At 43.8% G+C, this 26,526-nt stretch carries 23 protein-coding genes; 6 read left to right on the forward strand and 17 right to left on the reverse strand.

The window, feature by feature from the left end; all coding sequences use genetic code 11:
• Positions 1-7 precede the first annotated feature (7 nt).
• The 3 genes from X919_RS0109640 (at position 8) to X919_RS0109650 (ending at position 3,488) form a co-directional block, all read left to right on the forward strand.
• Positions 8-1,300: a DUF4876 domain-containing protein gene (locus tag X919_RS0109640; protein ID WP_081759458.1), complete on the forward strand. Its 1,293-nt coding sequence runs from the start codon at positions 8-10 to the stop codon at positions 1,298-1,300.
• Positions 1,290-2,849: a DUF6850 family outer membrane beta-barrel protein gene (locus tag X919_RS0109645; protein WP_028899938.1), complete on the forward strand. Its 1,560-nt coding sequence runs from the start codon at positions 1,290-1,292 to the stop codon at positions 2,847-2,849. The genes X919_RS0109640 and X919_RS0109645 overlap by 11 nt, the downstream gene beginning before the upstream one ends.
• 165 nt (positions 2,850-3,014) lie before the next feature.
• Positions 3,015-3,488 (forward strand): Dps family protein, encoded by a 474-nt coding sequence (locus X919_RS0109650; protein ID WP_028899939.1) that lies wholly within the window; start codon positions 3,015-3,017, stop codon positions 3,486-3,488.
• 60 nt (positions 3,489-3,548) lie between these two features.
• Here X919_RS0109650 and X919_RS0109655 read toward each other — a convergent pair whose 3' ends face one another.
• From X919_RS0109655 to rpmH, 8 genes are all read right to left on the reverse strand, one after another.
• Positions 3,549-5,693, reverse strand: coding sequence for a M3 family metallopeptidase (locus X919_RS0109655; RefSeq protein WP_028899940.1), 2,145 nt, complete (start codon positions 5,691-5,693; stop codon positions 3,549-3,551).
• A gap of 427 nt (positions 5,694-6,120) precedes the next feature.
• Entirely contained in the window at positions 6,121-7,683 is a 1,563-nt protein-coding gene (locus X919_RS0109660) for an HNH endonuclease signature motif containing protein (protein WP_028899941.1), read from the reverse strand.
• A gap of 31 nt (positions 7,684-7,714) precedes the next feature.
• Entirely contained in the window at positions 7,715-8,356 is a 642-nt protein-coding gene (locus X919_RS0109665) for a NigD1/NigD2 family lipoprotein (protein ID WP_036917795.1), read from the reverse strand.
• Positions 8,357-8,390: 34 nt separating this feature from the next.
• Complete coding sequence (locus X919_RS0109670) at positions 8,391-9,590, reverse strand: 1-acyl-sn-glycerol-3-phosphate acyltransferase (protein WP_028899943.1); 1,200 nt, start codon at positions 9,588-9,590, stop codon at positions 8,391-8,393.
• Positions 9,591-9,602: 12 nt separating this feature from the next.
• Entirely contained in the window at positions 9,603-10,598 is a 996-nt protein-coding gene (locus X919_RS0109675) for a D-alanine--D-alanine ligase (protein ID WP_028899944.1), read from the reverse strand.
• A 20-nt stretch (positions 10,599-10,618) separates the two neighbouring features.
• Positions 10,619-11,686, reverse strand: a complete 1,068-nt coding sequence (locus X919_RS0109680) for an RluA family pseudouridine synthase (RefSeq protein ID WP_028899945.1) — start codon at positions 11,684-11,686, stop codon at positions 10,619-10,621.
• A 3-nt stretch (positions 11,687-11,689) separates the two neighbouring features.
• Positions 11,690-12,406 carry a PASTA domain-containing protein gene (locus X919_RS0109685; RefSeq protein ID WP_028899946.1) on the reverse strand — a complete coding sequence of 239 codons (717 nt, stop codon included), beginning with the start codon at positions 12,404-12,406 and terminating at the stop codon, positions 11,690-11,692.
• A gap of 137 nt (positions 12,407-12,543) precedes the next feature.
• A complete protein-coding gene (rpmH, locus tag X919_RS0109690) occupies positions 12,544-12,699 on the reverse strand; it encodes a 50S ribosomal protein L34 (protein WP_004378018.1) in 156 nt (51 codons plus the stop codon).
• 253 nt (positions 12,700-12,952) lie between these two features.
• Here rpmH and efp point away from each other — a divergent pair, with 253 nt between their 5' ends.
• From efp to radC, 3 genes are all read left to right on the forward strand, one after another.
• Entirely contained in the window at positions 12,953-13,519 is a 567-nt protein-coding gene (efp, locus tag X919_RS0109695) for an elongation factor P (RefSeq protein ID WP_028899947.1), read from the forward strand.
• A gap of 77 nt (positions 13,520-13,596) precedes the next feature.
• Complete coding sequence (locus tag X919_RS0109700; RefSeq protein ID WP_028899948.1) at positions 13,597-14,646, forward strand: glycosyltransferase; 1,050 nt, start codon at positions 13,597-13,599, stop codon at positions 14,644-14,646.
• Positions 14,647-14,682: 36 nt separating this feature from the next.
• Complete coding sequence (radC, locus tag X919_RS0109705; RefSeq protein ID WP_028899949.1) at positions 14,683-15,387, forward strand: RadC family protein; 705 nt, start codon at positions 14,683-14,685, stop codon at positions 15,385-15,387.
• A gap of 53 nt (positions 15,388-15,440) precedes the next feature.
• On the opposite strand, the gene X919_RS0109710 is transcribed toward radC, so the two are convergent.
• The 9 genes from X919_RS0109710 to murD form a co-directional block, all read right to left on the reverse strand.
• Positions 15,441-16,208: a UDP-2,3-diacylglucosamine diphosphatase gene (locus X919_RS0109710; protein WP_028899950.1), complete on the reverse strand. Its 768-nt coding sequence runs from the start codon at positions 16,206-16,208 to the stop codon at positions 15,441-15,443.
• 54 nt (positions 16,209-16,262) lie between these two features.
• Entirely contained in the window at positions 16,263-16,583 is a 321-nt protein-coding gene (locus X919_RS0109715; protein WP_028899951.1) for an iron-sulfur cluster assembly protein, read from the reverse strand.
• A gap of 297 nt (positions 16,584-16,880) precedes the next feature.
• Entirely contained in the window at positions 16,881-18,215 is a 1,335-nt protein-coding gene (gene ftsZ / locus X919_RS0109720; RefSeq protein ID WP_028899952.1) for a cell division protein FtsZ, read from the reverse strand.
• Positions 18,216-18,264: 49 nt separating this feature from the next.
• Positions 18,265-19,716: a cell division protein FtsA gene (gene ftsA, locus X919_RS0109725; protein ID WP_028899953.1), complete on the reverse strand. Its 1,452-nt coding sequence runs from the start codon at positions 19,714-19,716 to the stop codon at positions 18,265-18,267.
• Positions 19,717-19,741: 25 nt separating this feature from the next.
• A complete protein-coding gene (locus X919_RS0109730) occupies positions 19,742-20,878 on the reverse strand; it encodes a cell division protein FtsQ/DivIB (protein WP_028899954.1) in 1,137 nt (378 codons plus the stop codon).
• A gap of 15 nt (positions 20,879-20,893) precedes the next feature.
• Positions 20,894-22,273, reverse strand: coding sequence for a UDP-N-acetylmuramate--L-alanine ligase (murC, locus tag X919_RS0109735; RefSeq protein WP_028899955.1), 1,380 nt, complete (start codon positions 22,271-22,273; stop codon positions 20,894-20,896).
• Positions 22,274-23,380 (reverse strand): undecaprenyldiphospho-muramoylpentapeptide beta-N-acetylglucosaminyltransferase, encoded by a 1,107-nt coding sequence (murG, locus tag X919_RS0109740; protein WP_028899956.1) that lies wholly within the window; start codon positions 23,378-23,380, stop codon positions 22,274-22,276.
• A 391-nt stretch (positions 23,381-23,771) separates the two neighbouring features.
• Complete coding sequence (locus X919_RS0109745) at positions 23,772-25,031, reverse strand: FtsW/RodA/SpoVE family cell cycle protein (RefSeq protein ID WP_028899957.1); 1,260 nt, start codon at positions 25,029-25,031, stop codon at positions 23,772-23,774.
• Between the two features lie 162 nt (positions 25,032-25,193).
• Positions 25,194-26,525: a UDP-N-acetylmuramoyl-L-alanine--D-glutamate ligase gene (gene murD, locus X919_RS0109750; protein ID WP_028899958.1), complete on the reverse strand. Its 1,332-nt coding sequence runs from the start codon at positions 26,523-26,525 to the stop codon at positions 25,194-25,196.
• Position 26,526: the final 1 nt, after the last annotated feature.

Genomic DNA, 26,526 nt, shown 5'->3' on the forward strand with positions numbered 1-26,526 from the left:
AGAAAATATGAGAAAATATCATCATCACGCGGCAAAGATAGCTGTAAAGGCTGCTTTTATAGGGCGCATTGCTTCAAGAATGAAATGCTTCGAAGGCTATATAGCCGTAGTTTTAACTTTGCTTTTAAATGGTTGTGTTGACTATAGCGACACCACACAAGCCGTTTCCACCACGATAAAACTGACCGTTCCCACGGCACTTACCGGCACAATGGCGCTGAATGGACACACCATTACGCTCACCAATGCCGATGGTGTCAAGCTAACAGCTACGACAAATGCGCAGGGTGAGGCCACATTTGCCAACCTTGTGCCCGACGTTTACACCGTCTCGGCGGCATGGAACCTATCCTTTGCCGAATACAGTCAGGCCACAGGCGACACACAAGTGAATGAGGGTGCTGTGGTATCGGCCACACTTAACAACCAACTCATCGATCAATCTACCACCATTACGTTGCCCACTATCCTCGCGATTAAACGCTCATTGGTTATCAGCAAGGTGTTTTATGCCGGCAACAAAGACCGAAACAACCGGAATTCGACAGCAGCACAATACATAGAGCTTTATAATCAGAGCGACCAACCTGTGGATGTGGCAGGCCTATACATCGGTTTATTGGAGACAGGCAGCACGCTGGCTTATACCCTTTCCAACCTCCATACGGCATATAACGACAGCATTGTTGTGTGCAAGCAGGTGTTTCAAATCCCCACTTCCACGCCTCATGTGGTGCAACCCGGCGGTAGTGTCGTGATAACGAATAGTGCGGTGAACCACAAGCTGAATATTCCTTTAGCACAAAACCTCACTACTGCCGACTACGAAGCGAAGGATGCACGAGGCAGAACACAAAACAATCCTGCTGTTGCAGCGCTGGATTTGGTGTATTCTAATCTGCCTGCGCTCTCAAATATGAATTTCCTTTCGGGTGGCCCCAATGGCGTTGTGATTTTTAAAACGACGCTTCGTGTGCAAATGTTCCCAAAGATTTATGCTTTTGGCAAGAACAATGGCATGCAATATTTGGCCATCCCTAAACGCTATGTCATGGATGGTGTTGACATTTTAAAATATAAACCTGCCGGAGTTGATGTGGCTACGAAACGCCTCAACAATGATATTGATGCGGGATATGGGGTTGTTCATGCCGCGAATGGTTATAACAGCGAGGTGCTTTACCGACGTGTTTCCCGGCAAACGGGCGGTAGTGGGCAGCGCATTTTGCAGGATACGAACAACAGTAGCAGCGATTTTGGTCGCTCAACAACGATAAATATTCGGGAATATGAAGAGTAAATATAGTCTCATCCTATGTGTGATGGCGACACTTCCTGCATGGAGTCAGTCTGCAAACGATAGTCTGATGTCTCTGGGACACTACCAGATGCTCGACCAACAACTGCTGTTTCACCACACGAATAATGCGGCAGGCTTGGCCATTGACGCATCGCCTAACCGTGGAACAGCAGCTTTTCGTTACACTTATGATGGCGGACATTATCGTCGTGTGCAAGAGGGTACATCGACACATGCGTTGCATTTCGTAACCGAAAGTTATCAAAAGCTCTCCAAATGGCTCTATGCCTATGGGAAGTTTGACTTCAACACGGGACGAACCAAGGAGAAAGCGTGGGCCGATGTGATGCGCCCTTACAATAGTAACCCCTATTTTGCAGGCTCATCTCGTGCAGGTCGTTACGATTTTCAGAACATTAAACTCTCGGCTTCAGTAGGAACAACTCAGATAGGTGCATGGAATTTTGGTGCGAAGTTGGATTATACGGTGGGTGATTTGAGCCGTTTGCGCGACCCACGTTCACGTGCTGAGTTGCTGAACTATCGCATTACGCCGAGCCTGCTCTACCACTTTGGACGGCAAGCCATCGGTCTTTCGGGTTGGTATGACCGCCGAAAAGAGAAGATAAATGGGCTTACTACCGTGCAACAAGATGCCAACTTGAAGTATTATTTGATGGCAGGTATGGAGCATGCTGTGGGCACTTTGGGCGGCTTTAGTGCGTTTCAGCGCGAATGGGTGAACCACACTTTGGGCACAGAGCTATCTTGGTATACTCAAACAACCGACGAAGCGCTGCGCAGTTTGACCACACTCACACTGCAACGTGGCAGCGAAAGTGTGTTAGGACAATATAAATACCGGCCTGGGCACTACTACTCTTACGATTATGGTTTCACCCATCAAACGCTCATTCGCACGCAACATCTGTTGCATCGCATCGACTTGGGGGCGCAATACGAAGAGGCTTATGCCAACGAATATCGTCCACAGTTGGTTATTACCACCGACCCTGCGACGGGCATCAGCTCCTATCGCTACGACAATCAGCTCACTTTCAAGAAACGTTACCAAGTGAAAGTGCTCAATGCCAACGTACACTATCGTTTGAGCACGCTCGAAACACAAGGTAAATGGGGCTACATTGGTGGCTTGCTTACCTATCAAACTGTGACCAATCGCTATTTGTTGCCCACCTCAGAACTGCAATATCGTCGACTCAATGCGGCTTTAGAAATGGGTGGAAGCTGCCATGCCGTCACACTAAACGTGCAAGGTGGCTACAGCTTTTCTACGCGAAGCCGACTCGATTTGGCCGATGTGCATACCGATTATGCACGGCAAGTGCTGTTGCCCGATATGCGTTATTATAGTCTCAACTATGCTTTCGGCCATGTAGATGTCGCTTATGAGCATCCCCTCGCGTTTAAAAACTATCGCGCCAAAGCATTCATCAAGGGGTGGATAGACGCGATTGCAACGGCAAAGTATCGGGGCAACAACTATCATCAATACCAGATGGGGGTGAGTTTGGGTGTCGTTTATTGAATAAAGGTGAGCCAACAAGATGACAATTACTGATGGATCATGATTTATACTATAAATACTTTTATTGATAAAATCATTTGGTTTGCAATTCGTTTTTGTCTATCTTCGCCACAACAGAGAACGAAATAGGAGGATAAACATTTTATTTTTTAAAAATATAGAGATATGAAAAATTTAGATTACACAGGCTTAGATACTAAAAAAGTAGAGAAAGTTGTAAAAGAGTTAAGTCAACTGTTGGCTGATTTCCAAGTTTATTATGCTAATCTTCGTGGTTTCCATTGGAACGTTAAGGGTGATAAGTTCTATCAACTCCATGAGTATTATGAAGGTCAGTATAATGATGCAGCTGCAAAAGTGGATGAGGTGGCAGAACGTTTGCTGCAATTGGATGCTCGTCCAGAGAATCGTTTCAGCGAATATTTGAAGCAGAGTCAGTTGAAAGAGGCTGGTTTTGAAGCCGAGAAGATGGAAGGTTTGAAATACATCTTGGACACGTTGAAGGTGATTATTGCACAGGAACGTCGTGTATTGGCTGCTGCACAAGAAGCTGAAGACGAAGTAACCGTTGCTTTAATGGATGACTATTTGACCGGTCAAGAGAAGAATGTTTGGATGTTGGTTGCTACATTGAGCTAAGCATCTGTAACAAATGAAAGAAAGGCTTTTGCATGTTCGCCATGCAAAAGCCTTTTCATTTTATAGGCCTCGTGCCTTTAATAAGGCCGAAGTATCAGGCGATTTCAACCCTGTGAAGCGGGTAAAAGTTTGCATTAAGTCCTCGGTGTTGCCCTTGCTCAGTACTTGTTGTCGGAACGCTTGCCCCACTTCGCGTCTCAAGGCTCCACGCTTGGCAAAGCAATCGGCAATGTTATCGGCCAAAACCTCGGTCCAAAGATAGCTGTAATAGCCTGCAGCATAGCCGCCACCCCACACATGATTGAAATAAGAAGTGCTGTAACGGGGTGGAATTTGTGCATCGAATAAGCCCAATTTATTTAATGCCTGCCGTTCAAAATCGTCTGCTTTATCGGCCGAAGGCACTTCGTTTTCAGGCAAAGTAGCCCACGCCATGTCGACAGAAGAGGCCGCAAGATTCTCGCCTAAAGCATAAGCTGAATGATAATTCATCGCAGACATGATTTTATTGCGCAGTGTATCGGGCATGGCTTCACCCGTTTTGGCATGCTTAGCAAAGTGGTTAAACACTTCTGGAATAGCGGCAAACGACTCATTGAATTGCGAAGGCATCTCCACAAAGTCACGCGCTACGGCCGTCCCACTCAGTGTGTTGTATTTACAATCGGACAGCATACCATGCAAAGCATGACCGAATTCATGGAACATCGTCGATACTTCGTCCCACGTAAGCAGAGTGGGTTGCCCCTCGGGTGCTTTGGCATAGTTGCACACATTATATATAATAGGCTGTTGATGGCGCGCTTTACTCTGTTTAGCAAAGCTGCTCATCCACGCTCCTCCACGTTTGGTTGGGCGGCGGAAGTAATCACAATACCACAAGGCTAAAGGCTTGCCATCGTAATCAATAACCTCAAAAACATGCATGTCGGGATGATAAGTGGGGAGGTCTTTACGCTCTTTGAAGGTCAATCCATAAGCTCTGTTAGCCGCATAAAACACGCCATTCACCAAGACACTGTCGATGTTGAAATAGGGTTTCACGTCATCTTCCGAGAAATGAAACTTCTCTTGTTTCATCTTCGCTGAATAATACATGCGGTCGTAAGGCTGTAATTGAAAATCGTTGCCCATAGTTTGGCGCGCATAGGCTTCAATCTCGAGCGTCTCTTGCTGTGCCTTGGGCAGATAAGCGGTAGTGAGTTGTTGCAAGAAAGTCTGCACATTCTGCGGCGTTTTGGCCATCGTTTTCTCCAAAGAATAGGCTGCATAGTTGGGATAGCCCATGAGTCTTGCCTTTTCGGCACGTAGTTTAGCCAGCTCAACCACAAGTGGGTAGGTGTTGAAAGCGTTTGTTCCATCGGCACGATGACGCGAAGCCTCATAGACTTTGCGGCGCAATTCGCGATTTTCTAAGTTCGTTAGGATGGGTTGTTGCGTGGTATTGACGATGACAATGCAATAAGGAGCTTTACTACCGCGACTTTCTGCATCCTTTTTACATTGTGCAATGTCGGCCTCACTCAAGCCTTTCAGCTCATCTTTACTATTTACCCACACCACAGCAGCATTGGTTGCGTCGGGCAAAACATTGCTCCATTGTTGTTGGAGGTCAGAAATCTGTTTGTTAATTTCCTCCATACGCGCCTTCTTTTCGGGTGAGAGTAGTGCGCCATTGCGAACAAAGTTTTTATAGATTTCGTCTAACAAGCGCAAATCTTCGCCTTTTAACTGCTGGCGTTGATGGTCATAAACATATTTAATGCGCTTGAAAAGTTTTACATTAAATGTAATTTCGTTTTGCAAATCGGTGAGCAGTGGTGTGATTTCTTTTTGTGTTTGTGCTATAACGGCTGTTTTATGTGCTCCCGTCAAGGCATAGAATATGCTCGAGACGCGGTCTAAGGTTTGGCCACATTGCTCATAAGCCAGCACCGTGTTGGCAAAGGTGGGACGCTGTTTGTTGTTCACAATGTACTGAATCTCTTTACGTTGCTGTCGAATGCCCTCTTTTAAGGCTGGTAGATAGTCGCCCTCTTGGATGCGATTAAAGTCGGGTGCACCAAACGTCAATTTGCTTTTTTGGAGCAGTGGGTTGTTCATTGCGGTGGCAGAGGCGTTTTGTGCGGTTGCAGCGAGTGCCATTGTCGAAGCCAACCCTGTTGTCATCAGGGTGCGTTTCATCATTGTTTGCAATCGTTTCATATTCTTTTTTATCAATATAAATATTTTGTAGCATTAAAATGAAATCAGAAAGAAAAGTATTTACGATACAGAAAATCTGTTGTAATCTTTTATTTCTCTTCTTTTATTGTTTTGCAAATATAATCTTTTTGGGTGTTATGATACTATTTTTAGTGGTTTGATTACTCTTTTTTAGGAATTATCTATGTGTTGGTGGGGCTATCTTTGTGTAATCAAGGATGACTTTTTATGCACAATTATATTTATCAAATAGCTCGTTATCCTGTGAAATAGGGTTGTAATGGCAGTGTGAACAAGGCTGTTGTTATCGTTTTACACGATTTCTTCTAAATACTTTAATGTAAATTGTGGGTGGGAATTTGCCCACCCTTTTATGTATGTTTGAGCAGAAAGGGACTGCTCAAACATACTTCTTTTTTATATAGAACTATTTTACAGCGTATTTTTGTCCACCGATGATATAAATACCTGCGGGAAGATTTTGCAGTGCATCATCCATTTTGACATGTCTTCGTACGAGGTTACCACTCATTGTGTAGACGTCAACAATGGTTTGCCCATTGTAATGATAGGACTTGATGTCTGAAGGAACGACTTTCACGAAGAGAGATATGCGTTGCACGCTCCTTGAAAACTTATAACAAGCGAAGCGGTGATGCTGCGTATTACAGAATATTCCGCGCTCAGGATGATCTAAGGGGGCAATATCAGCAAGGGCATTTTCTGTGATGTTGATGATCCATTGAGCCTCAGTGGAGGTGGCAGATGCACTATTAAAAAGGTTATTTTTTGACCCTTTATATGACAGGTAGTGCTGCTCTACAGGGTCGTAGAAGGTAAAAGCTGTACCTTGTTGTCCCAAGATGAAACTACGTGGGGCGTTTTCTTCATTGACTTTTAAGCTTATTGTCTGTTGAGGTGGAATAGCGATGGTTTTGGAGTTGCGATAGTCTTTGGCAGAACTCCACATGAAGGTGCCTCCAGAAGTATAACCAATGAGTATTTCATCGCCAGCTTTGAGTTCTGTAAGTGAGGAGACTAACTTAAATGTAGCTTGCCCTGTCGTGGGATTAATAGTTGGTGTTGGTGGTGTTATGGGGGCAGGAGAAGGAGGCGTTTCTCCTCCAGGATGAGGCACTGGTGTTATAGGTGTGTTTGTTTTCCCATCATAGTGGAAGACAACATTTACGCTATCCCCCCACACATATTGTTCTAATCCAGGATAATCAATGAAAGGATTACGATTGTGTTGTAGTTGGTAGATAGCTTCATTTCGTTTGGTTTCTTTCTCACTAACAGGGTCGTTCTTCGCCCAACGTAGCAGCATTTGCAGTTGCCATTGCACGATTCCAGGATAGGATTCGGGACCAAAAATGTTGCCCGTCCAGTTGTTTAAATAGTCTTCATAGCGCGTAGCCATATAGAAATAGGTGCGTGCGAAATCGCCTTTATATTCATCTGCGGGTTCAAAGACTGGGCCATTAAAGCCTGTGACAGTACATCTTCCCACCTTTGACAATCCACCTTCTGACTGGTAAGATTCTCCTTGGTTTTCTCCAAAGGGCATGTTTCCACGCCGATTATTTACATAACCATCCGTCGGATAGACGTGGAAGAGGTCAGAACGCATGGGTGACTGTTTGTTAAACCAGCTCTGTGGCACAGAATGTTCACGATTGTAACAATCACCTTCTTTTCTATAGTTGCCAGCTCTGTCGGTTTTTGGATTGTAATGTGTGATGTTTGAATACATATCCCATATGGTTCCATCAGGGCGTAGGTCGGTCTTTTCGTAGGCTTCCCATAGTTTAGAGTAGCCTAAATCTTGGGTCCCATGACTAATGATGGTCGCGAAGGCCGTTTTTAGCGCCCTACCTTTTTGTAGGTTGGCAGCAGCATAATAAGTACCAGTGTTGTTAGGGCCTTGTGCATATGTTACTAAAGTGGTGCATAGCAACCATGCGAGGATTGAGAGTCTAATAAATTTCATAGGGAAGGTGTTGAATGCTTATGTTTTGAATTTATAAAATAAAATTTCGATAGATATAGCCTTGATAAGTCATCATGGAAAGTCTTATATGACAACCTCGAGGTAAATGGCGGATGGGAACGCTGATATAACCATGGGTTGAATAGTATTCTGGCACACCACCTTGGTCATGATATAGTTGCAGGTGTATGAATTGGAGTTGCCCTCCAGTTGAGACACTATCCATTTCAATGATGGAGAGGTGTTGGCTTTGCATACTATTCTCTTGTTGTCCAGTCTTCAGTGCCAATCCAATATTAAGGTATTGACGATGCTTGCTGAGCCAAGCGCTTTCAAAAATTACAGGATCAGCGCGCAAAGTCCTAAAGCGGTGTTGAGGAATATAGGGCAACACTGCGATAGGGGTGAGTTGATCAACAGCTATCTTTGTAGCGGATGAAGGCTGGTGATAGAGCAAAGCACGATAGAGTGTGTCGCGGTTTACAAGCCAAGGTGCTGTGAAAGGGGAGGCAAAGCGTAGGGTATCCCCCGCATCCGTAACGGCAAATGTGATGGCATGTCGTTGTACGGGAGCTTCAACAAAGTCGGCTTGCAAGAAGGAATAGCGTCCATTACCATCATCATAGCTGTCTTTTGAGCAGGCGAGGAGCAATGGTAAGCACAAACTTACCATTGCTATGATGATTGTTTTCGACCTGTCACACATTCTATTTAACGAATGGAAGATGATTAAACCATGACTTTAAACGTCCACTTCCATCGCGTGCTGCCATGTAATTCTTTGCAGGATAAGCATATTGGCTGAGGATACAAAGACGTAGGAACTTCTCATCTTTGTTATCGATGTCAATCTTTTCTAACTGTGTTGCAAGATATTCCTCAAAAAAGTGTAAATCTTCTGTTGTATAGAAACTGGTGTAGAGGTGCGTATCTTGTATCAAATCGAGTGCAATGTAGTTACAGGGGTACAAACGATAGTTGCGGTGAATTTCAGTATCTATGTGTGTAGCGATGGTGTCGAAAAGCTTATTTTTAGGCATTTCTTCATCCAAAGTAAGGAGCCATTTGTCGATACAGGGTGCACACACATAGTTGATATGTCCTTTATAACCGCGAATACCTGTGAGCATACTTTCGATATCGTCGCCGTCACCTTTCTTCCAATAAGGTAGATCTCGGCGCAATTGGTATTCGCGTGCTTTGAGATAGTCGCAGGGATCATACTCATAAGAGATGGCTAATGGCACGATATGCAATTGCATGAGCCGTTCAATGATGGTCCCTTCACCACCCATTGCCATCATTTTCAGAATGGCAGGTTGGGTTAAGTCATTTGAGTTCTTTGCTCGCCCTTGCCGTTGTGCAATCCAAACATTTTCTCGCTTTTCGTTGATAGCATAATGGATATACTCCGACATGCGTTTGCTTGCGCGTAGCATTTCAACCGAATGGAGTGCCCGTTCCACAGTAAACGATTTGTTGACACGCACCAAATCGTGCACCCAAGGCAATTTCAACAAGTTGTCGCCAATCGCAATTTCGCAGGTAGTATCGAAGCCAACATCAATGAGTAACTTGTCTAAGAATGCAGAATCGAGCACGATGTCGCGATGATTGCTCACAAAAGTGTAGCGCTCTTTGATGTTAATGTTAGAGGCATCCATGTTGCATCCTAAAGAAAGCTTGTGCACCAATCCTTGTAAGAAGGGGTAGCAGAAGGTCTTTTGAAAGGCAAGGTTCGTGTCGCAAGCACGCATCTTAGTAGCAATTTGCTCAAGAGGCACGTCTGGATAGAGATAGTTTAGCACTTTTTTAAATTGCTCATCGGCCAGCAATCGATCGTAGACTGCGGGTAGTTCCTCAGGCTCAAAGGGCCTGATAGGGTCAAATTCTGCAGGTATTTTCATAATGAAAGGGTTTTAAAACTGGTTTTCAACAATATCGCTGAGTACATCCTTGATGTCTAATCCTGCAGCCTTTACTTGCTGAGGAATGAAGCTTGTAGGGGTCATACCTGGCGTAGTGTTAATCTCCAGCATATTAATAACGTCATTTCCGTCTTGATCTTTTGAAATGATATAGTCGATACGAATGATTCCATTAGCATGAAGAATATCGTAGATGCGTGCTGTCTCTGCAGCTACCTTGTTTGCTGTTTCAGGGCTTAAGCGTGCAGGTGTGATTTCTTCTACTTGGCCATTGTACTTCGCATCATAGTCAAAGAATTCATTCTTGGGTACTACTTCTGTAGCAGGCAATACTACTTCCTTATCCTTTGTTTTATAAATACCTTGTGAGATTTCAGTCCCTTTGAGGAAACTTTCAATCATCACTTCATTATTTTCCATAAATGCCACACGTAAAGCAGGTGCCAATTGGTCAGCATTCTTAACTTTCGACACGCCAAAACTGCTTCCATCAGCCGCAGGTTTTACAAAGCAAGGCATACCAATGCGTTTCGCAATAGCTTCTTCATCGTAGCGCTCTCCACGGCGGAGCAATACACTATCGGCCACTTTCACACCAAAACCTCTTAGATAGTTGTTGAGCACATATTTGTCAAAGGTCATTGCTTCAACCAATACTCCACTGGTGGAATAGGGCAAATGGATGAGGTCAAAGTAGCCTTGCATAACTCCATTCTCTCCTGGTTGACCATGAATAGTGATGTAGGCGTAATCGAAAAAGGAACGAGTACCATCCTGTTGAAAGGAAAAATCATTTTTATCAATCTCAGCAATGGCACCATTTTCAAGGTGAACATGCCAATTGGTCCTCTTCACATCGACAATAAATACATTGTAGCGTTGTTTATCAAAGAATGAAAATAGGCCTTGTGCCGAACGCATTGATACATCATGCTCAGAAGAGTCTCCGCCACAAACGATGGCAATGTTTCTTTTAGAATTTCCCATATCTGATAGTTTTATGTTTTTTATATTGTGAAAGTGTCTTGTGTTGTACCTGATAGATAGGCGCGCCACTTATCAATTAAAGTTGAAAAATCTACTGGCCAATCCGAATCGAAGTCTATTTGCTGGCCTGTTGTGGGGTGGATAAAGCCCAATGTCTTTGCATGTAGTGCCTGTCTTGGACAGGCTTTGAAGCAGTTTTGGATAAAGGCTTTGTAAGAACTGCTGCGCTGTCCGCGAATTATCTCATCGCCACCATAGGTTGCATCAGCAAAGAGTGGATGGCCAATGTGCTTCATGTGTGCACGAATTTGGTGCGTTCTGCCTGTCTCCAAAATACATTCTACCAATGTAACATAGCCAAAACGCTGCATTACACGGTAGTGGGTGATGGCCGTTTTGCCCACTTCGCTATCCAAAGGAAATATCTTCATGCGCAATCTGTTCTTGGGGTCGCGTGCAATATTGCCCTCTATGGTGCCTTCATCTTCCACAAAATTACCCCAAACGAGGGCATGATAGCTGCGGTGAGTGGTTTTATTGAAGAACTGTTTCCCCAAATTAGACTTCGCATCAGCTGTCTTTGCTACAACGATGAGCCCACTAGTATCTTTGTCTATGCGATGAACTAATCCCACATCAGGATCGTTGGCATCAAAAGTGTCTAAGTCTTTTAGATGCCATGCCACGGCATTGATGAGCGTTCCTGTGAAGTTTCCTGCTCCAGGGTGCACTACCATACCTGCTTTTTTATTGATAACCATGAGGGCATCATCTTCATAAACAATATCTAAGGGAATATTTTCAGCTGCGATACTCGTATCATGTTTGGGCGTGTTGAGCATGAGTGTAATCACATCATGTGGCCTGATTTTATAGTTACTCTTCACAGCTTGGCCATTTACTTCGATACAGCCAGCATCGGCAGCCTGCTGTATTCGGTTGCGACTTTGATAGGGATTTTTGTCCGTCAAGTATTTATCGATGCGCACAGGCATCTGCCCTGCATCGACTTCTATCTTCCAATGCTCAAAACGTTGTGGCGTTTCGGTAGTCAATTCGTCATCTATGATTTCTTGTTCTTCAATCATATGCTACTCTTTAGGCATTGTTTTGGCTGAATTTTCTTTAACGTTGTCGTTCCCTTTGGTAGGACTATCAGGTCCTGTCACTACTTCAAATTCATCTACATCATCACCCATTTCGTTAGGATGTGGTAAAGCTGGGTCGATATAGTCTACGGAGTCATCGTCACTTCGCTCGCCGTTTCCCACTTGAATAATCAGCGTTGCTTCAACAGAAATCTTATCACCAGCATTTACAGGTCGACCATTTACCAGCACGCCATATACCCAATCCTTTTCGCCTGCAATATACTTTGGTGTGCCAAGTTTAAAGCCCATGGCAGTTAATTTGGCCATGGCTTCGCGCAAAGAACTATTATCAATAATATCGGGGAGGGTAATTGTGGGGGTTTGTGGAGAGTTGATGGTGACATAGATGATATGCCCTGACTTCACTCTCTCGCCTGGAGTTAGAGATTGTTCAAGGATGCAATCTGCAGGTAGTGACTTAACATAACCTGTGTCAACAACTTGAATTTCGAGCCCTAACTCGCGTAAGAGGTGCTCGGCATCCGTTAAACGTTTGTGTTTTAAGTCGGGAACGGGAATTGCTTCACCATGGTGTGTATAGAAGTCGAGGCCAAACTTTACGCCCACACCTAACACAGCGACAACTAAACCCATGATAAGAATATTCTTCCACAGATACCAACTGCTAAACTTTTTAACGAATTCTGATGACTGCATTTGTCCGATTAACTCCGTTTTTCCTATGTTGCAAAGATAAGATAAATGGCTTAAACAACAAAATAATTAAATGCAAAAAGCAGCAAAGAACGATGTACTTTGCTGCTTTTTCTAATCTATCATCAGTCTCCTCAGGTCTACTTGCCGTGATTTTCGTCAGAGACTGTTAATTTCTTTCTACCATGAGCACGACGTGAAGCTAACACACGGCGGCCATTCTTTGTTGCCATTCTCTCGCGAAAACCATGCTTGTTCACGCGACGGCGGTTGTGAGGCTGGAATGTTCTTTTCATTTTCTTTCTTATTTATTTTGTTATTTATTGCAACGTATGAGCGCTATTTGGTCATGCTAAACCTGCGTTCGTTCCTCCTTTTTGGCTTGCAAAATTACTTATAATTTTCGAATTACCAAAGAACTAAGTGAATTTTAAGCATTAGTGCAGCGATTTTCTATAAAAATATCGTAACTTTGCATGCCAAGGCTGGGGTGCGAAAATGGCACTTTAGAAAGGTCAAAAGATTATTATAAATATCAATTATACAATAATGATTAATTCACAAGAAATAAAAATCGGTACCTGCATCCGTATGGATGGTGGTATTTGGAAGTGTATTGACTTTCAACATCGTAAGCCAGGTAAGGGTAACACGGTGATGAATACGAAATTAAAGAATGTTGCTGATGGTCGTGTTTTGGAACGAACATTCCAGGTTGGCTTCAAATTGGATGATGTTCGTGTGGAGCATCGCCCCTATCAATATCTCTATGAAGATGCAACAGGGCACATTTTTATGAATCAAGAAACATTCGAACAGATACCCATTAATCGTGAACAAATTACGGGTGTTGATTTCATGAAGGAGGGAGACGTGGTTGATGTGTGCACCGATACCACCGATGGAACCATCCTTTCGGCTGAGATGCCTGTGAAAACGACGCTCAAAATCACGCATAGTGAACCAGGCGTAAAAGGTAATACGGCAACGAATGCAACAAAGCCTGCAACCCTTGAAACGGGTGTTGAGGTGCGTGTGCCTTTATTTGTGAATGAAGGCGAGACCATTCAGGTCGACACACGCGACGGAAGTTACCTCGGACGCGTCTCAGAATAAATCAAAAACGAACCTACTTTTGTGTGCTATCTATCCGCACAAAGGTAGGTTTTTTCATTTAAAATCCATTCGTTGCTATGAAATACTCCATCATTGTTCCTGTTTTTAATCGGCCGAATGAGGTCGAAGAACTTTTAGAAAGCTTAACGAAGCAGTCACTTACCGACTTCGAAGTGCTGATTGTTGAAGATGGTTCACAAATCACTTGTGAGGAGGTTTGTAAGCGTTATGCACAACAGCTTGATATCAAGTATTTCATAAAGTCCAATAATGGCCCTGGCATGAGTCGCAATTATGGTGCAGAGCGTGCACAAGGCGACTATCTTTTGATTTTAGATAGTGATGTGGTTTTGCCACCAGACTATCTTAAATCCGTTGACGATGAATTAGAAAAAACACCTGTTGATGCGTTTGGTGGCCCCGATAGGGCACACGAATCGTTCACCGATACGCAGAAAGCCATCTCTTATTCGATGACAAGTTTCTTCACCACAGGCGGTATTCGCGGCGGGAAAAAGAAATTGGATAAATTCTATCCGCGCTCATTCAACATGGGTATCCGTCGTGAGGTCTATCAGCAATTGGGTGGTTTCAGCAACATGCGCTTTGGGGAAGATATCGACTTTAGCATTCGAATCTTTAAGGCTGGCTATCGTTGTCGTCTGTTTCCTACGGCATGGGTGTGGCATAAACGCCGCACAGACTTTCGCAAATTTTGGCGGCAAGTCTACAACAGTGGTATCGCTCGCATCAACCTCTATATGAAATACCCCGACAGTCTGAAGTTCGTTCATGTGCTTCCTGCTGCTTTCACCTTTGCTTGTGCACAGTTTTTGCTGATGATTCTCAACGGACTTATTCTGTATCTCTGTACCATGCCTGCACCCGTTTCTATCATTGGTGTATTGCTTATGGTGTGTGGTCTTGCACCAATATCGCTTTATTCACTCATCATTTTGATTGATTCTACTCGGCAAAACCATAGCTTTGAGATTGGAATATGGAGCATTTTTGCAGCCTATATCCAACTCATTGGTTATGGATGTGGTTTTTTCGAAGCTCTTTGGAAGCGCATCATCTTGCGGCACGGTAGCTTTAGTGCCTACGAAAAGACCTTCTATCAATAGCTTTTTCCTCATTCCCTTTTCATCCTTTTATTGCACATGGAAGAGACCTTCGAGAAACATTGCAATAGTATAGCGCATTGGGCAGAAGAAGATCGACCGCGCGAGAAGCTTGAACGCCTTGGAGCACAGGTGTTATCAAATGCTGAATTGCTGGCCATTCTCATCGGGAGTGGCACGCCCAACGAAAGTGCCGTTGATTTGATGAAACGCATTTTAAGCGATTGTCACAATAATCTCAACACATTAGGCAAGCTCACTTGCCAGGAATTGCAGCGCTACAAAGGCGTTGGTCCAGCAAAAGCCATTACTATCTTAGCTGCATGTGAATTGGGGAAACGGCGTGCTATGGAAAAGGCTGAGGAGCGAACAGCCTTGGATTCGGCGGTCGCCATCTACGAATATCTGCATCCACGCATGCAGGATCTTGATGTAGAAGAGGCATGGGTGCTGTTGCTCAATCAGCACTTCCGGCTCATAAAGTCCCTTTGTATCAGTCATGGTGGGCTGAGTGAGACTGCAGTTGATGTGCGTATTATGTTGAAAGAAGCCCTGCTCTGCAATGCCACAGTGCTGGCTTTAGCCCACAATCACCCCAGCAACCATGCACAACCCAGTTCGGCTGATAACCAGTTGACGCGCCGTGTGCAAGCTGCTTGTGAAACTATGCGCATCTATTTCCTCGACCATGTCATTATCACCGATGGACAATATTTCTCCTATCGGGAAGAAGGGAAATTGTAAAGCCCACTGCTTCTTAAATAAAGCAATGGGCTAAAGATGGAGTTTAGGAGAGATTAAAATTTCGATTCGCCTTCCACATATTGTCCCAATAGTAAATGTTCACCATCGAAGACCGCATAAGTGAATAATGAAATCCAATCGCCTAAAATCAGCATACGCGCCGTTTTGTTGATGGTAATATCCAATTCTATGTGGCGATGGCCGAAAAGCAGATAGTCAATCTCTGGATGATTTTGTTGATATTTCTGTGCAAATTGCACCAGATATTCTTTTTCTTCACCCATGAATGGCACCTCTTTGCCATCTATTCGTTTTAAACGGCTATGCTTAGCCCAGTTCAATCCCAAAGCCATGCCCCAGCGTGGATGCACAAAATTGAGTAGTCTTTGGCAGAAACGATTGTGGAAAGCACGACGTAAGAAGTGGAACATAGGGTCTGGATCCCCCAAACCATCGCCGTGTGCCAAATAGAATATCTTGCCATAAAGCTCTGTTGTGAGAGGCGCTTTATGCACGATAACACCGCATTCCTTTTCTAAATAGCCATAGGTCCACACATCATGATTGCCCGTAAAGAAGTGTACTTCTACTCCATTGTCGGTTAGTTCGCTCAGCTTTCCCAAAAAGCGTGTGAATCCTTTGGGAACCACATAGCGATATTCGTCCCAAAAGTCGAACATGTCGCCTAATAGATAAATTGCTGAAGCTTTCTCTTTGATGCTGTCTAAAAAGCGCACTATGCGACGTTCTTGTGTGCGAGCGTGTGGGATAGCCAACGAACCTAAATGCGCATCGCTCAAAAAGTAGATGTTCTTTTCCATGTAGATAAAGTTTTGTTATCGCAATCGTACCACCGCATTGCTGCAGAGTACAATTCATTCAAATCCCAATTCCACGCGTGCTTCCTCTGTCATCATGCTTTGATCCCAAGCAGGTTCAAACACTAAGTTAACATTGGTTGCCGTCACTCCTTCAACACTATCAACTTTTGTGCGTACATCTTCTAAAATAAAATCGGCCGCAGGACAATTGGGTGCCGTGAAAGTCATATCAAGATCAACGTTACCATCATCTTTTACATCAATCTTATAAATCATGCCCAAGTCCCAAATATTTACAGGAATCTCAGGATCATAAACTGTTTTCAGCACATCAACAATACGTTCCTCAATCTTTGTTTTCTCCTCTTGTGTCATATTTTCTCTGTCGTTATCGTTGCAAAGATAGCAAATAAAATGAAATAGCAATGAGCACGTGCTATATTTTTATCAGCTTGTAGGGCTGATAATATACTTCGTAGCGCAGCGATGGCACTCCTTTTCGTAGCTCTTTGATGTAATACTCGTTTATCGAACCTACTGCTTTCATTGAGATTGTTGAGGAGTGAGGAATAGAACTTGTACAGAAGCGGACGTGTTAGTAAAGGAAAACGAGTATAATACTTTGTTTTTCACATCGTATTACACCCGTTTGATTTGAATTTGAGCTACAGTTTAAGTGAAACTGATAACACTCTGTGTCGGTTCACTTGTTGGTCTTTCCTCATCCTTTGTGGGGGAATCACTTGGCGTTTGCTGACGAATTTCTTCTAACATTTGGCGCGTACGCTTGTAAGTGGGTGTGTTTTCAACAGCCAAAATCACGTCCTCGTTGGCTAAATCTTCTGGTCGGAAGAGGAAAATATGTGGGCGTCGCTTGTATTGATTGTTCTTCCCGATATTGCCATAGTAATGACTACGCCGCTCTTCTCGTTCTGCACGCCGCTCTTCTTCTTGCGCCATTCTATCAGCTTCTTCTTGGGTGTGCTTCTTCAAATGGCTGTTCATGCCATCTACATCTTCAATGCCAAAGCCTGTAGCGAGAATGGTTATCTTTACCTTTTGCCCCAATTCAGGGTCGATGGTGACGCCCCATTTCGTTTCATAGTCACTATCAAAGCGTGACATGAAATCGGTTACCTCATTCATCTCTTCCATCATTAGTGCAGAGTTTTTATCCTTTTCGTTGCTAAAGCCTAAGCTTAGTAGAATCTTTTTGGACTTGAAGATGTCGTTGTCGTTGAGTAGAGGTGAGTTGAGTGCATCATCAATTGCCTTCTTCACACGCCCTTCACCTTCTCCATACCCGGTACTCATGATGGCAACACCACCATTTTGCAGGATGGTTTTCACATCGTTGAAATCAAGATTCATGTAGCCTTCATAGGTGATAATCTCCGCAATGCTCTTGGCAGCCACGCTCAATGTGTCGTCAGCTTTGCCGAATGCATCTAAAAGCGTAAGGTCGGGATAGATCTCTCTGAGGCGTTCGTTGTTGACAACTAATAGAGCATCGACATGTTTTGCCATCTCTTCGACGCCGTCTAAGGCTTGATCAATCTTTCGAGCACCTTCAAAGCGGAAGGGGATAGTAACGATACCTACGGTAAGGATGTCTAATTCTTTTGAAACACGAGCAATTACTGGTGCTGCACCTGTACCTGTTCCACCACCCATTCCTGCAGTGATGAAGGCCATTCTTGTGCCGTCATTGAGGATGTTTTTAATATCATCAATCGTTTCTTCAGCTGCTGCGCGTGCCTTTTCGGGTCGATTTCCTGCTCCCAATCCTTCCTTTCCCAATTGCAAGTGTACGGGTACTGGCGAATTGTTAAGAGCTTGATTGTCGGTGTTACAGAGCACAAACGATACGTCATGTATACCTTCTCTATACATATGGTTGACAGCATTTCCTCCACCTCCACCAACACCAATCACCTTGATAATACTATTTTTGCCTGGCGCATCACCAAAATCTACCACCGTCATTTGTTTATTTTGTTCTGCCATATCTTTTTTCTTTTATACTGTAAGCAATCTTTTTAAACAGGTAAAAGTTTTATTCGTCTTCTGAAATCATCTTTTGGAAAAAGCCTTTCAAGCCCTTCATCGCTTTATAGAGGGTGCTGTTTTCTCGGCGTTCACGAGCCAATCGCTCTTCCTCTTGTCGTTGTTGCTCTAAAGCTGCTTGCATTTGATTTTCTTTCTTGCGGCGTTCTTCTTCTTCGGCCTTTTGCTTTTCGATTTCTGTACGCACCACTCCGCTACCTGTTGTCTCGTTGAGTGTGCGTGCCTTTTGGTGCAAATCATTGGTGGTTGTGGTAGTTGTTCCTTCTTGATTTACACTGAAAAGGTCTGTCGTGAGCTCAGGACCTGCACAATTCATGTCGCCTTTAGCTAAGATACCCAAGACAGTATTCATTGTACCATCATGTGCATTCACTTCCTCATTATTTGAATGGATATTGAAGGTGATGAATTTAGCGGTACGAATCTTGTCAACGTGGGTGTGGTTTCTGAATGCAGTCTCGATGTTTTTAAGGTTGCTTCCACCACCAGTGAGCACAATACCACCTAAAAGACTGTTAACATATTCAGCGGGTACTTGGAACCAAACATTCTCTATAATCTCCTCTACACGGGCCTCAACAATCTCAATAAATTTGCGACTCTCTATCTGACGTTCTGCATCAATGGATAGCATCAGTGTATTGTCAATGTCGTTGTTGTCTGTATAGGCACTGGCATATTTAAGCTTCATGCGCTCGGCATCAGCCTCTTCCATTTGCAGAGAAGCGATGTCTTTAGTGATATTGGCACCTCCTAAAGGAATAACGGCCAGATGACGTAGAATATTTTTAAAATAAACGGCAACGGTTGTAGTCTCAGCTCCGAGGTCAACCAAGACACATCCTGAGCGCTTTTCGGCTTCAGTGAGTACGTTATCGGCCAATACCATAGGGGCTAAATACATTTCAGCAATGGCTATTCCTGCTAAATCAAAACATTTATTGAGGTTGCGATAGAACGTTTTATGCCAAAGGATGTTGAGGAAATTGCCCTCTAAGCGGCTGCATTGTATGCCGATGGGGTCTAATTGGTATTGCTGATCCACCTTATATTCTTGTGTAGCCGCCTCCAAAATCTCTTGGTCGGGGTAGCTCATTGTGCGATTCTTATCCATGAGTTGGTTCACCATCTCTTGCGAAACAATGGTATCTGCGGGCAACTCTTCTACCAGTTCATTGCGTACACTGCGAATAGATTGCCCACCCACACCTACATAGACATGAGCAATCTCGGCCTTTAAGTTGGCTTTTAATTTACTGATAATGTTGGTAAGGCTTTGCACCGTCTTATCAATATTATATACAACACCTTTGCGAATGCATTGTGACGCATCTTCTTTTATCACAGATAATACGGTGATACTACCATCGAGGTTCTTTTTTCCGGCAACGCCTATGATTTTTGTTGACCCTAATTCTATCGCAACAATAAATTCTGCCATGCTTTATTTTTTTATCAATTCAACATCAATGTTTCTTCGTTTTCTCTTTTTTGGCTTCGCTTTTCGTATGCGAAGTTTTTTCTTTATCCTTATCTTTTGTGCGCACCTTTGGCTTGTCAGCAGTGTGCGTTGAAGCTTTTTCCTTCGTTGTCTTCTCCGCATGCTGCGGCTTTTCGGTTTTCTTCTCCTTTGGTTTCTCGTCTTTTTTTGACTTCACCTCTTCTTTTTTAGGCTTCTCAGGAGTACTAACTTTTGACTTTTCTTTCGTCTCTGTCTTTTCAGTAGAAGTCCTTTCTTCGTGCGTTTCAGGCACATTGCCAATCACATCGCTTTCAGATAAAGTGTGTAAATCATCCTCTTCACGTGTGGGCTTACCATCTCTTCGTTTGCAGATAATCTGATTGTCGAATGCTAAGTTGATATAGCTATAGCGATTCCACCCAGCTTGTGAGAGGCCATAACGATAAAATTTCTCCAAGCGACTTAATTTCTTTTCGATGAAAGCTGTTACAATTGCATTCTGCTTTGACTTATATTTGTTATAAGGAATGGTGCCTAAGCCAATGATATGGTTCCCTACTCGAGGTACCAACTCTATGGTTTTGTCAGGCAACACATTAATCTGCTCTATTTGATTACTCCACAAAGGATTGGCCATAATAGCCTTGCTCATGGGTGAGAGGTAATGGGTAGCAAACGATTTCGAAATGTCTCCTGTGGCGATGATGAGATCACTGGTGTAGTGAGAGTTGGGCATAACACAATCTTTATCATCCAAATAATAGTCATCTCCGTTGCTTGCCTTCACCCTTACCACTGGCATGCGCTGTGTTAGCGTGATGTTTACTGCCCCTCCTTCAGTTTTATAACATTCAGCAGTCTTCACAAATGGACTGGCTTTCAGCAGCTCTTCAATCTCGCGAAGGTTTACCTTGCGCATGGGCTGCGATAAAGGATAAAGGTGTTCTTTCTCTAAGCGCCGTTTAATTTCTTGTGCATTAATAAACCCATTGGTCGCCTCATCTTGGATATCGATGTTCACCTGCGTACACAAACGCTGCGATTCATCGGGCTTGTTGAAAGCTGTAAACGCCAAAACCAAATATCCTGCTAACAGGATATCGGTTGTAATGACGAGTGTTTTCTTCCAATGAATACGCATGTCAGATGGTTCAAACTATGATTTCTGATTAATAATCTGTGCGATTTGTGGCACGTCATTATCTAAATTCCCGGCACCTAAAATCACCAACACATCGGTATCGTGTTGCTTTACAAACTCCAATACGTCTTTCTTTTCAATGAGATGCTTCTCTACGCCAGCGGCTAAGTTGTCGTAGATGAGCTTACTCGTCACGCCTTCGATAGGGGCTTCGCGTGCAGGATAAATCTCAGTGAGCACCACTTCATCGAAGTTGCTCAGCGCATGTGCAAAGTCTTGGTAGAAATCACGTGTGCGGGTGTAGAGGTGAGGCTGAAAAATAGCCGTAATCTTTCGGTTGGGAAAGAGCTCTTTCAAGCTCTTAGCACTTTGTAATACCTCTTTGGGATGATGGCCATAATCAGATAACAGCACATGCTTGTCGTTCTTAATTTTGAAATCAAAGCGTCGGTCTACACCGCTATATGTGCGCATGCCATACCGCAACTCTTCTGCTGTGCAGCCATTGAGCTGTGCAATTGCCATAGCAGCCACGCTATTTTCAATGTTGATGGGGATGGGTTGGCCTAAGCTGATGCCACGAACCATTTCTACGGGCGACACGAAATCAAATGTAATCTCACCATTCTGAATTACAATATTCTCAGCGTGAAAATCACCCTTATCTCGGCTATAGCTATACACTTTCACACCTTCTTGCACATGTTCTCGCATGGCTAAGTCGGTGTGCAGCACCAAAGCGCCATCAGGTTGAATGAGTTCGGTGTAATGACGAAAGCTCTCCAAGTAAGCCTCTTCTGTGCCATAGATGTCTAAATGGTCGGCATCTGTTGAGGTGATAACACTCATCCAGGGGCGAAGCCAGTGGAAACTGCGGTCAAACTCGTCGGCCTCTATCACCACAAAGTCGCTGGTGTCAGAAAGGATATAGTTTGTGCCATAGTTCTTAGAGATACCGCCTAAGAAAGCATTACAGTCCAAATGGCTCTGGTGCATGATGTGTGCACACATCGTAGAGGTGGTGGTTTTGCCATGTGTTCCAGCAAAACATAGCCCACGATGTGCTTGTGTTAAGCGTCCCAATACCTGCGCACGCTTCTCTACTTCAAAGCCATTTTCTTGGAAAAACACCAACTCTTTGTGCTGTGAAGGAACGGCAGGAGTGTAGACAACCAAAGTGGTTTCGGGGTTCTTACAAGCGTGGGGAATTTCGGCAACATCTTCTTCATAGTGTATCACCATACCTTCTTTTTCAAGTTGATGGGTGAGATTTGATGGCGTTTTGTCATAGCCAGCAACCACTAAACCACGCTTCATAAAATAGCGTGCTATTGCACTCATACCGATACCTCCGGCACCAATAAAGTAAACTGCTTTAATGTCTTTTAATTCCATCTATTGCAAAGCTAATCGGATTACCTCATCTGCAATGACGTCTGCAGCATTGTTTAATCCGAGTTTTAATATGTTTTCTTCTAAATGTTTCAGTTGTTCGCCATCGTGAACTGCCTCAATGGCTGTTGATAAAAGCACATCGGGTGCTTCGCTATCTTTTACGTAAATAGCCGCGCTCTTATTCACTAAGGCCATCGCATTCTTAGTTTGATGATCCTCAGCCACATTGGGTGAAGGTACTAAGATAACAGCCTTTCCTATCAAACAGAACTCACTGATGCTGCTGGCACCTGCTCTGCTGATGACAAGGTCTGCGGCTTTGTAGGCGTCACCCATGTCAGCAATGAAGTCCATTACCTTTAAATTGGGCAGATGGTGACCTTCAAGTTGTTGCAAAATCTGCTGATAATAAATCTTACCCGTTTGCCAAATGAATTGAACATCGCTATTTTTTATCATGTCGAGGTGGCTCAACATGCTCTCGTTGAGCGTGCGAGCACCTAAACTTCCACCCACTAACAAAATCGTTTTCTTTTGTTCGTCCAATCCAAACTTTGCTTTGGCTTCAGCTTTTGTGAGCGAAATGTTAAGCACATTCTGCCGGACAGGATTGCCCGTCATAATAATTTTATCTGCAGGGAAGAAGCGTTCCATACCTTCATAAGCAACACATATCTTCGAAGCTTTCTTTGATAAAAGCTTATTGGTTACGCCAGCATAGGAGTTTTGCTCTTGGATTAAGCAGGGGATACCTTTCGATGCGCACACGTTCAGCGTGGGACCACTGGCATATCCACCAACACCTACAGCCACCATAGGCTTGAAATCACGAATGATTTTCTTTGCCATACGTTGACTCTTCCATATCTTGTAGAGCACAATAACATTCTTGAGCAAGTGCTTTCTATCGAAACCTGCAATGGGAAGTCCTTTGATTTCATAGCCTGCAGCGGGCACTCTTTGCATCTCCATTCTGCCCAATGCCCCTACAAACAATAACTTTGCATCAGGACGCTTGGCTTTAATGGCGTTAGCAATCGATATGGCTGGGAAGATGTGTCCACCCGTACCGCCACCACTAATGATAACTCTTAATTCTTGCTCCATTACTCCTTGTTTTTTATATCATTGCAAAAGTAATCATTTTTTTTAGTTCTTACTTACTTTGCCGTCTATTAATTGTTAAATAGAATCCAGCAAATGCATGCTTTATTCAAATGAGTGAGTGGCTCCATCGTGGCATTTGTTGCACATTCGTAGGAGCCTTTGTTGGCATATTTGCAAGCTTTCTCCCTATGGGATGATAAGACTTTGTTTCTCAGTGGGTGATGGTGGGTCAAGTAATGTGGACAACATTATCATGCAATCTCATTGCAATTTAGTAGCAATCTCTATGAGATTATATGCTAAAGTAGCCCACTTTTTCAGCCTTGATGTAGTACCTGTCGTCAGCAGCTCTTTGCTATGGCAATAGGATTGCTTGAATGGTGGGAACAAGTTAGCTAACCTTAGCCTTTACAGGTTCACTTTCTCCCCGCTTTTTAGCAGAGCGACTCACGCTTAAAATCACACCCACATAGATGCAATTAATAACCGAAGAGGTACCGCCTTTACTGATAAGGGGAAGGGGTTGCCCTGTGACAGGCACGATTCCTACAGCCACACACATGTTAAACAGGGCTTGGGTTACTAACAATAAGGCTAACCCCATGGCCAAAAGTGCAGGAAAATAGTTTTCACAACGGCTGGCTATACGTCCTGTTCTGAAGAGTAGCATGATGTATAGTCCTGCGACAAACACGGCTCCTTCAATGCCCAACTCTTCAATAATGATCGCATAAATGAAGTCAGAGAAGGCTTGTGAGAGGAAATCGCGTTCCACACTGTTACCAGGTCCTTTACCCACAATGTTAGAAGATGCAATGGCTATGTTGGCATGTGCCACTTGTGCATCTTTATCTAAGTCTACATCTTGTGGGGCAATCTCTTTGTGGTTGGCAAATTTGTCGATGCGTGATTTCCACGTATCTGCGCGGTGAAAGATTTTACCAAATAGGCCTTCCTCCCGCGAATCGGTTTGTGTTTGCTCCGTTAAAACCTTGTCATTGTCTTCATTCTGAGTGTCTTTGCCCACTAACATAACGCCAGCAAACACCAAAAGCAAACCTAAGACAACCACACCCATCAACTTCCCAATTTGGCGCATGGGCACTCTTCCTATCGACATCATCATCAACACCACCAAACTAAGCAATGCTGCGGTAGATAAATTCTCTAATGCAATGAGTGGAATGATGAGGAAACAAATGCCCAAGATGTATTTAAAGGCAATCTTGTCGGCACCATGGTCGGTTTGAAGTGCACTTAAAATCTGTGCAGTGGCCAACACTACGGTGCCTTTTGCAATCTCTGAAGGCTGGAATTGTATGCCTACAAAGTTCACCCATCGTTGTGCTCCGTTGGTCGATTGTCCAGCAACAATCACCCAAAGCAAGGTGAAGACCGAGAGAATAATGAAAAAAGGTGTTGCAATTTTGAAATATTTGCACTGAAGGTTGAGCACCACAACCATGCTAACGAAGCCAAAGATGAGGATGCCTATGTGCTTGATGAGAGGTGAAAAATAGCTACCTCCTTTGTAAGTTAATTCGGATGAAGCCGAAAAAACCTCTACAATCGAGATGATACAAAGGAAGAAGAAGATCATCCATATCACCTTATCACCTTTAAAAATGTTTCCAAATGTTTTGCTGTCCATTGCGTTGAATGTACTAAAAAGATTTTGGAAAGGCTGTAAAAGAGAACCTGTTTATTCCCTTTTCTACGCACCATCTGCAGCGTTCCATGAGTAGATGTGCCCTATACTTCTGCAAAAGAGTGGGTGAAACAGCCTTCGAATGTCCTTTTATAGCACTTTTCTCTATAAGTTTCTAACTAATGTTTTGAATTGTTCACCGCGATCTTCCATATTTTTAAAGAGGTCGAAGCTGGCACAACAAGGGCTTAATAGCACCGTTTCTCCAGGCTTTGCCATCTCAAAGCAGGCTTTAACGCAGTCGCTCATGCTATGGGTATCGCGCACAGGAAGCCCTAAAGCGTCAAAATTGTCGTGCAATTTTTGGTTGTTTGCGCCTAAATAAACCAAGCCAACGCATCGCTCTTTCACCAAAGGTAATAAGGGTTTGTAGTCGTTACCTTTATCTCTTCCTCCAAGAATAAGGATAGTTGGGGTTGTCATACTCTCCAAAGCATACCAGCAAGCATCGACATTTGTGGCCTTAGAGTCGTTGATATATTGCACGTTATTCACCTTGCATACCTTCTCTAACCGATGCTCTACGCCAGGAAAGTCGCTTAAACCCTGGCGAATAATGTCGTGAGGTATGCCCACAATATTGGCCGCTAAGCCTGCTGCTAAGCTGTTATAAAGGTTGTGCTTGCCGGTTAAGGATAGCTCGTTTTGAGGCATTTGGAACGTCGAAGGATAGGTCAAAGTGTATTGTTCTTGTTCGATATAGCCCACAACACCATTCTCTTTATGCTCTGCAAACGGATAGGCTTTTGCATGGACAGCATGCTTTTGCAACTCTTTTGCGATGACAGGGTCGTCCTTCCAATAGATAAAGCTGTCGGCTTGTGTTTGGTTTTGCAAAATCCTTAATTTGGCTTCGGCATAGTTTTCAAAACAATTGTCGTAGCGATCTAAGTGGTCGGGGGTGATATTCAGCAAGATAGCAACGTCAGCTTTGAACTGATACATGTTGTCTAATTGAAAACTACTGAGCTCAATCACATAGTATTCGTGGGGCGATTCAGCCACTTGTAGGGCCAAACTATGGCCGATATTACCGGCCAATCCCACGTCTAATCCCACCGTTTTAAAGATGTGATAGATGAGCGATGTCGTAGTGGTTTTGCCGTTACTTCCCGTGATACACACCATTTTTGCATGCGTATAACGCCCCGCAAACTCTATTTCACTGATGATAGGTGTGCCTTGTTGCATGAGCTTTTGCACCATAGGAGCCTCTTTTGGAATGCCGGGACTCTTGATAATCTCGTCGGCATTGAGAATCTTTTCAGCCGTGTGTTGCCCCTCTTCCCATTCAATGTGGTGGTCATCGAGCAACTTTTTATAGGGTTCTTTGATGGCCGATAGGTCGGAAACAAATACATCAAACCCTTCTTTTTGGGCCAGAACGGCGGCTCCTGCGCCACTTTCTCCGCCACCTAATATAACGATTCTTTTCATT

This window comes from Prevotella sp. HJM029 (assembly GCF_000599605.1).
Taxonomy (GTDB): Bacteria; Bacteroidota; Bacteroidia; order Bacteroidales; family Bacteroidaceae; genus Prevotella.

Bases quoted from the DNA above. Each gene is read 5' to 3' on its own strand.
- ftsZ (WP_028899952.1), bottom strand. From the start codon at position 18,215: ATGGCAGAACAAAATAAACAAATGACGGTGGTAGATTTTGGTGATGCG.
- efp (WP_028899947.1), top strand. From the start codon at position 12,953: ATGATTAATTCACAAGAAATAAAAATCGGTACCTGCATCCGTATGGAT.
- X919_RS0109675 (WP_028899944.1), bottom strand. From the start codon at position 10,598: ATGGGAAATTCTAAAAGAAACATTGCCATCGTTTGTGGCGGAGACTCT.
- murG (WP_028899956.1), bottom strand. From the start codon at position 23,380: ATGGAGCAAGAATTAAGAGTTATCATTAGTGGTGGCGGTACGGGTGGA.
- X919_RS0109685 (WP_028899946.1), bottom strand. From the start codon at position 12,406: ATGCAGTCATCAGAATTCGTTAAAAAGTTTAGCAGTTGGTATCTGTGG.
- X919_RS0109655 (WP_028899940.1), bottom strand. From the start codon at position 5,693: ATGAAACGATTGCAAACAATGATGAAACGCACCCTGATGACAACAGGG.
- X919_RS0109645 (WP_028899938.1), top strand. From the start codon at position 1,290: ATGAAGAGTAAATATAGTCTCATCCTATGTGTGATGGCGACACTTCCT.
- radC (WP_028899949.1), top strand. From the start codon at position 14,683: ATGGAAGAGACCTTCGAGAAACATTGCAATAGTATAGCGCATTGGGCA.
- X919_RS0109745 (WP_028899957.1), bottom strand. From the start codon at position 25,031: ATGGACAGCAAAACATTTGGAAACATTTTTAAAGGTGATAAGGTGATA.
- rpmH (WP_004378018.1), bottom strand. From the start codon at position 12,699: ATGAAAAGAACATTCCAGCCTCACAACCGCCGTCGCGTGAACAAGCAT.
- X919_RS0109680 (WP_028899945.1), bottom strand. From the start codon at position 11,686: ATGATTGAAGAACAAGAAATCATAGATGACGAATTGACTACCGAAACG.
- X919_RS0109665 (WP_036917795.1), bottom strand. From the start codon at position 8,356: ATGGTAAGTTTGTGCTTACCATTGCTCCTCGCCTGCTCAAAAGACAGC.
- murD (WP_028899958.1), bottom strand. From the start codon at position 26,525: ATGAAAAGAATCGTTATATTAGGTGGCGGAGAAAGTGGCGCAGGAGCC.
- X919_RS0109710 (WP_028899950.1), bottom strand. From the start codon at position 16,208: ATGGAAAAGAACATCTACTTTTTGAGCGATGCGCATTTAGGTTCGTTG.
- murC (WP_028899955.1), bottom strand. From the start codon at position 22,273: ATGGAATTAAAAGACATTAAAGCAGTTTACTTTATTGGTGCCGGAGGT.
- X919_RS0109730 (WP_028899954.1), bottom strand. From the start codon at position 20,878: ATGCGTATTCATTGGAAGAAAACACTCGTCATTACAACCGATATCCTG.
- X919_RS0109650 (WP_028899939.1), top strand. From the start codon at position 3,015: ATGAAAAATTTAGATTACACAGGCTTAGATACTAAAAAAGTAGAGAAA.
- X919_RS0109660 (WP_028899941.1), bottom strand. From the start codon at position 7,683: ATGAAATTTATTAGACTCTCAATCCTCGCATGGTTGCTATGCACCACT.
- ftsA (WP_028899953.1), bottom strand. From the start codon at position 19,716: ATGGCAGAATTTATTGTTGCGATAGAATTAGGGTCAACAAAAATCATA.
- X919_RS0109640 (WP_081759458.1), top strand. From the start codon at position 8: ATGAGAAAATATCATCATCACGCGGCAAAGATAGCTGTAAAGGCTGCT.
- X919_RS0109700 (WP_028899948.1), top strand. From the start codon at position 13,597: ATGAAATACTCCATCATTGTTCCTGTTTTTAATCGGCCGAATGAGGTC.
- X919_RS0109715 (WP_028899951.1), bottom strand. From the start codon at position 16,583: ATGACACAAGAGGAGAAAACAAAGATTGAGGAACGTATTGTTGATGTG.
- X919_RS0109670 (WP_028899943.1), bottom strand. From the start codon at position 9,590: ATGAAAATACCTGCAGAATTTGACCCTATCAGGCCCTTTGAGCCTGAG.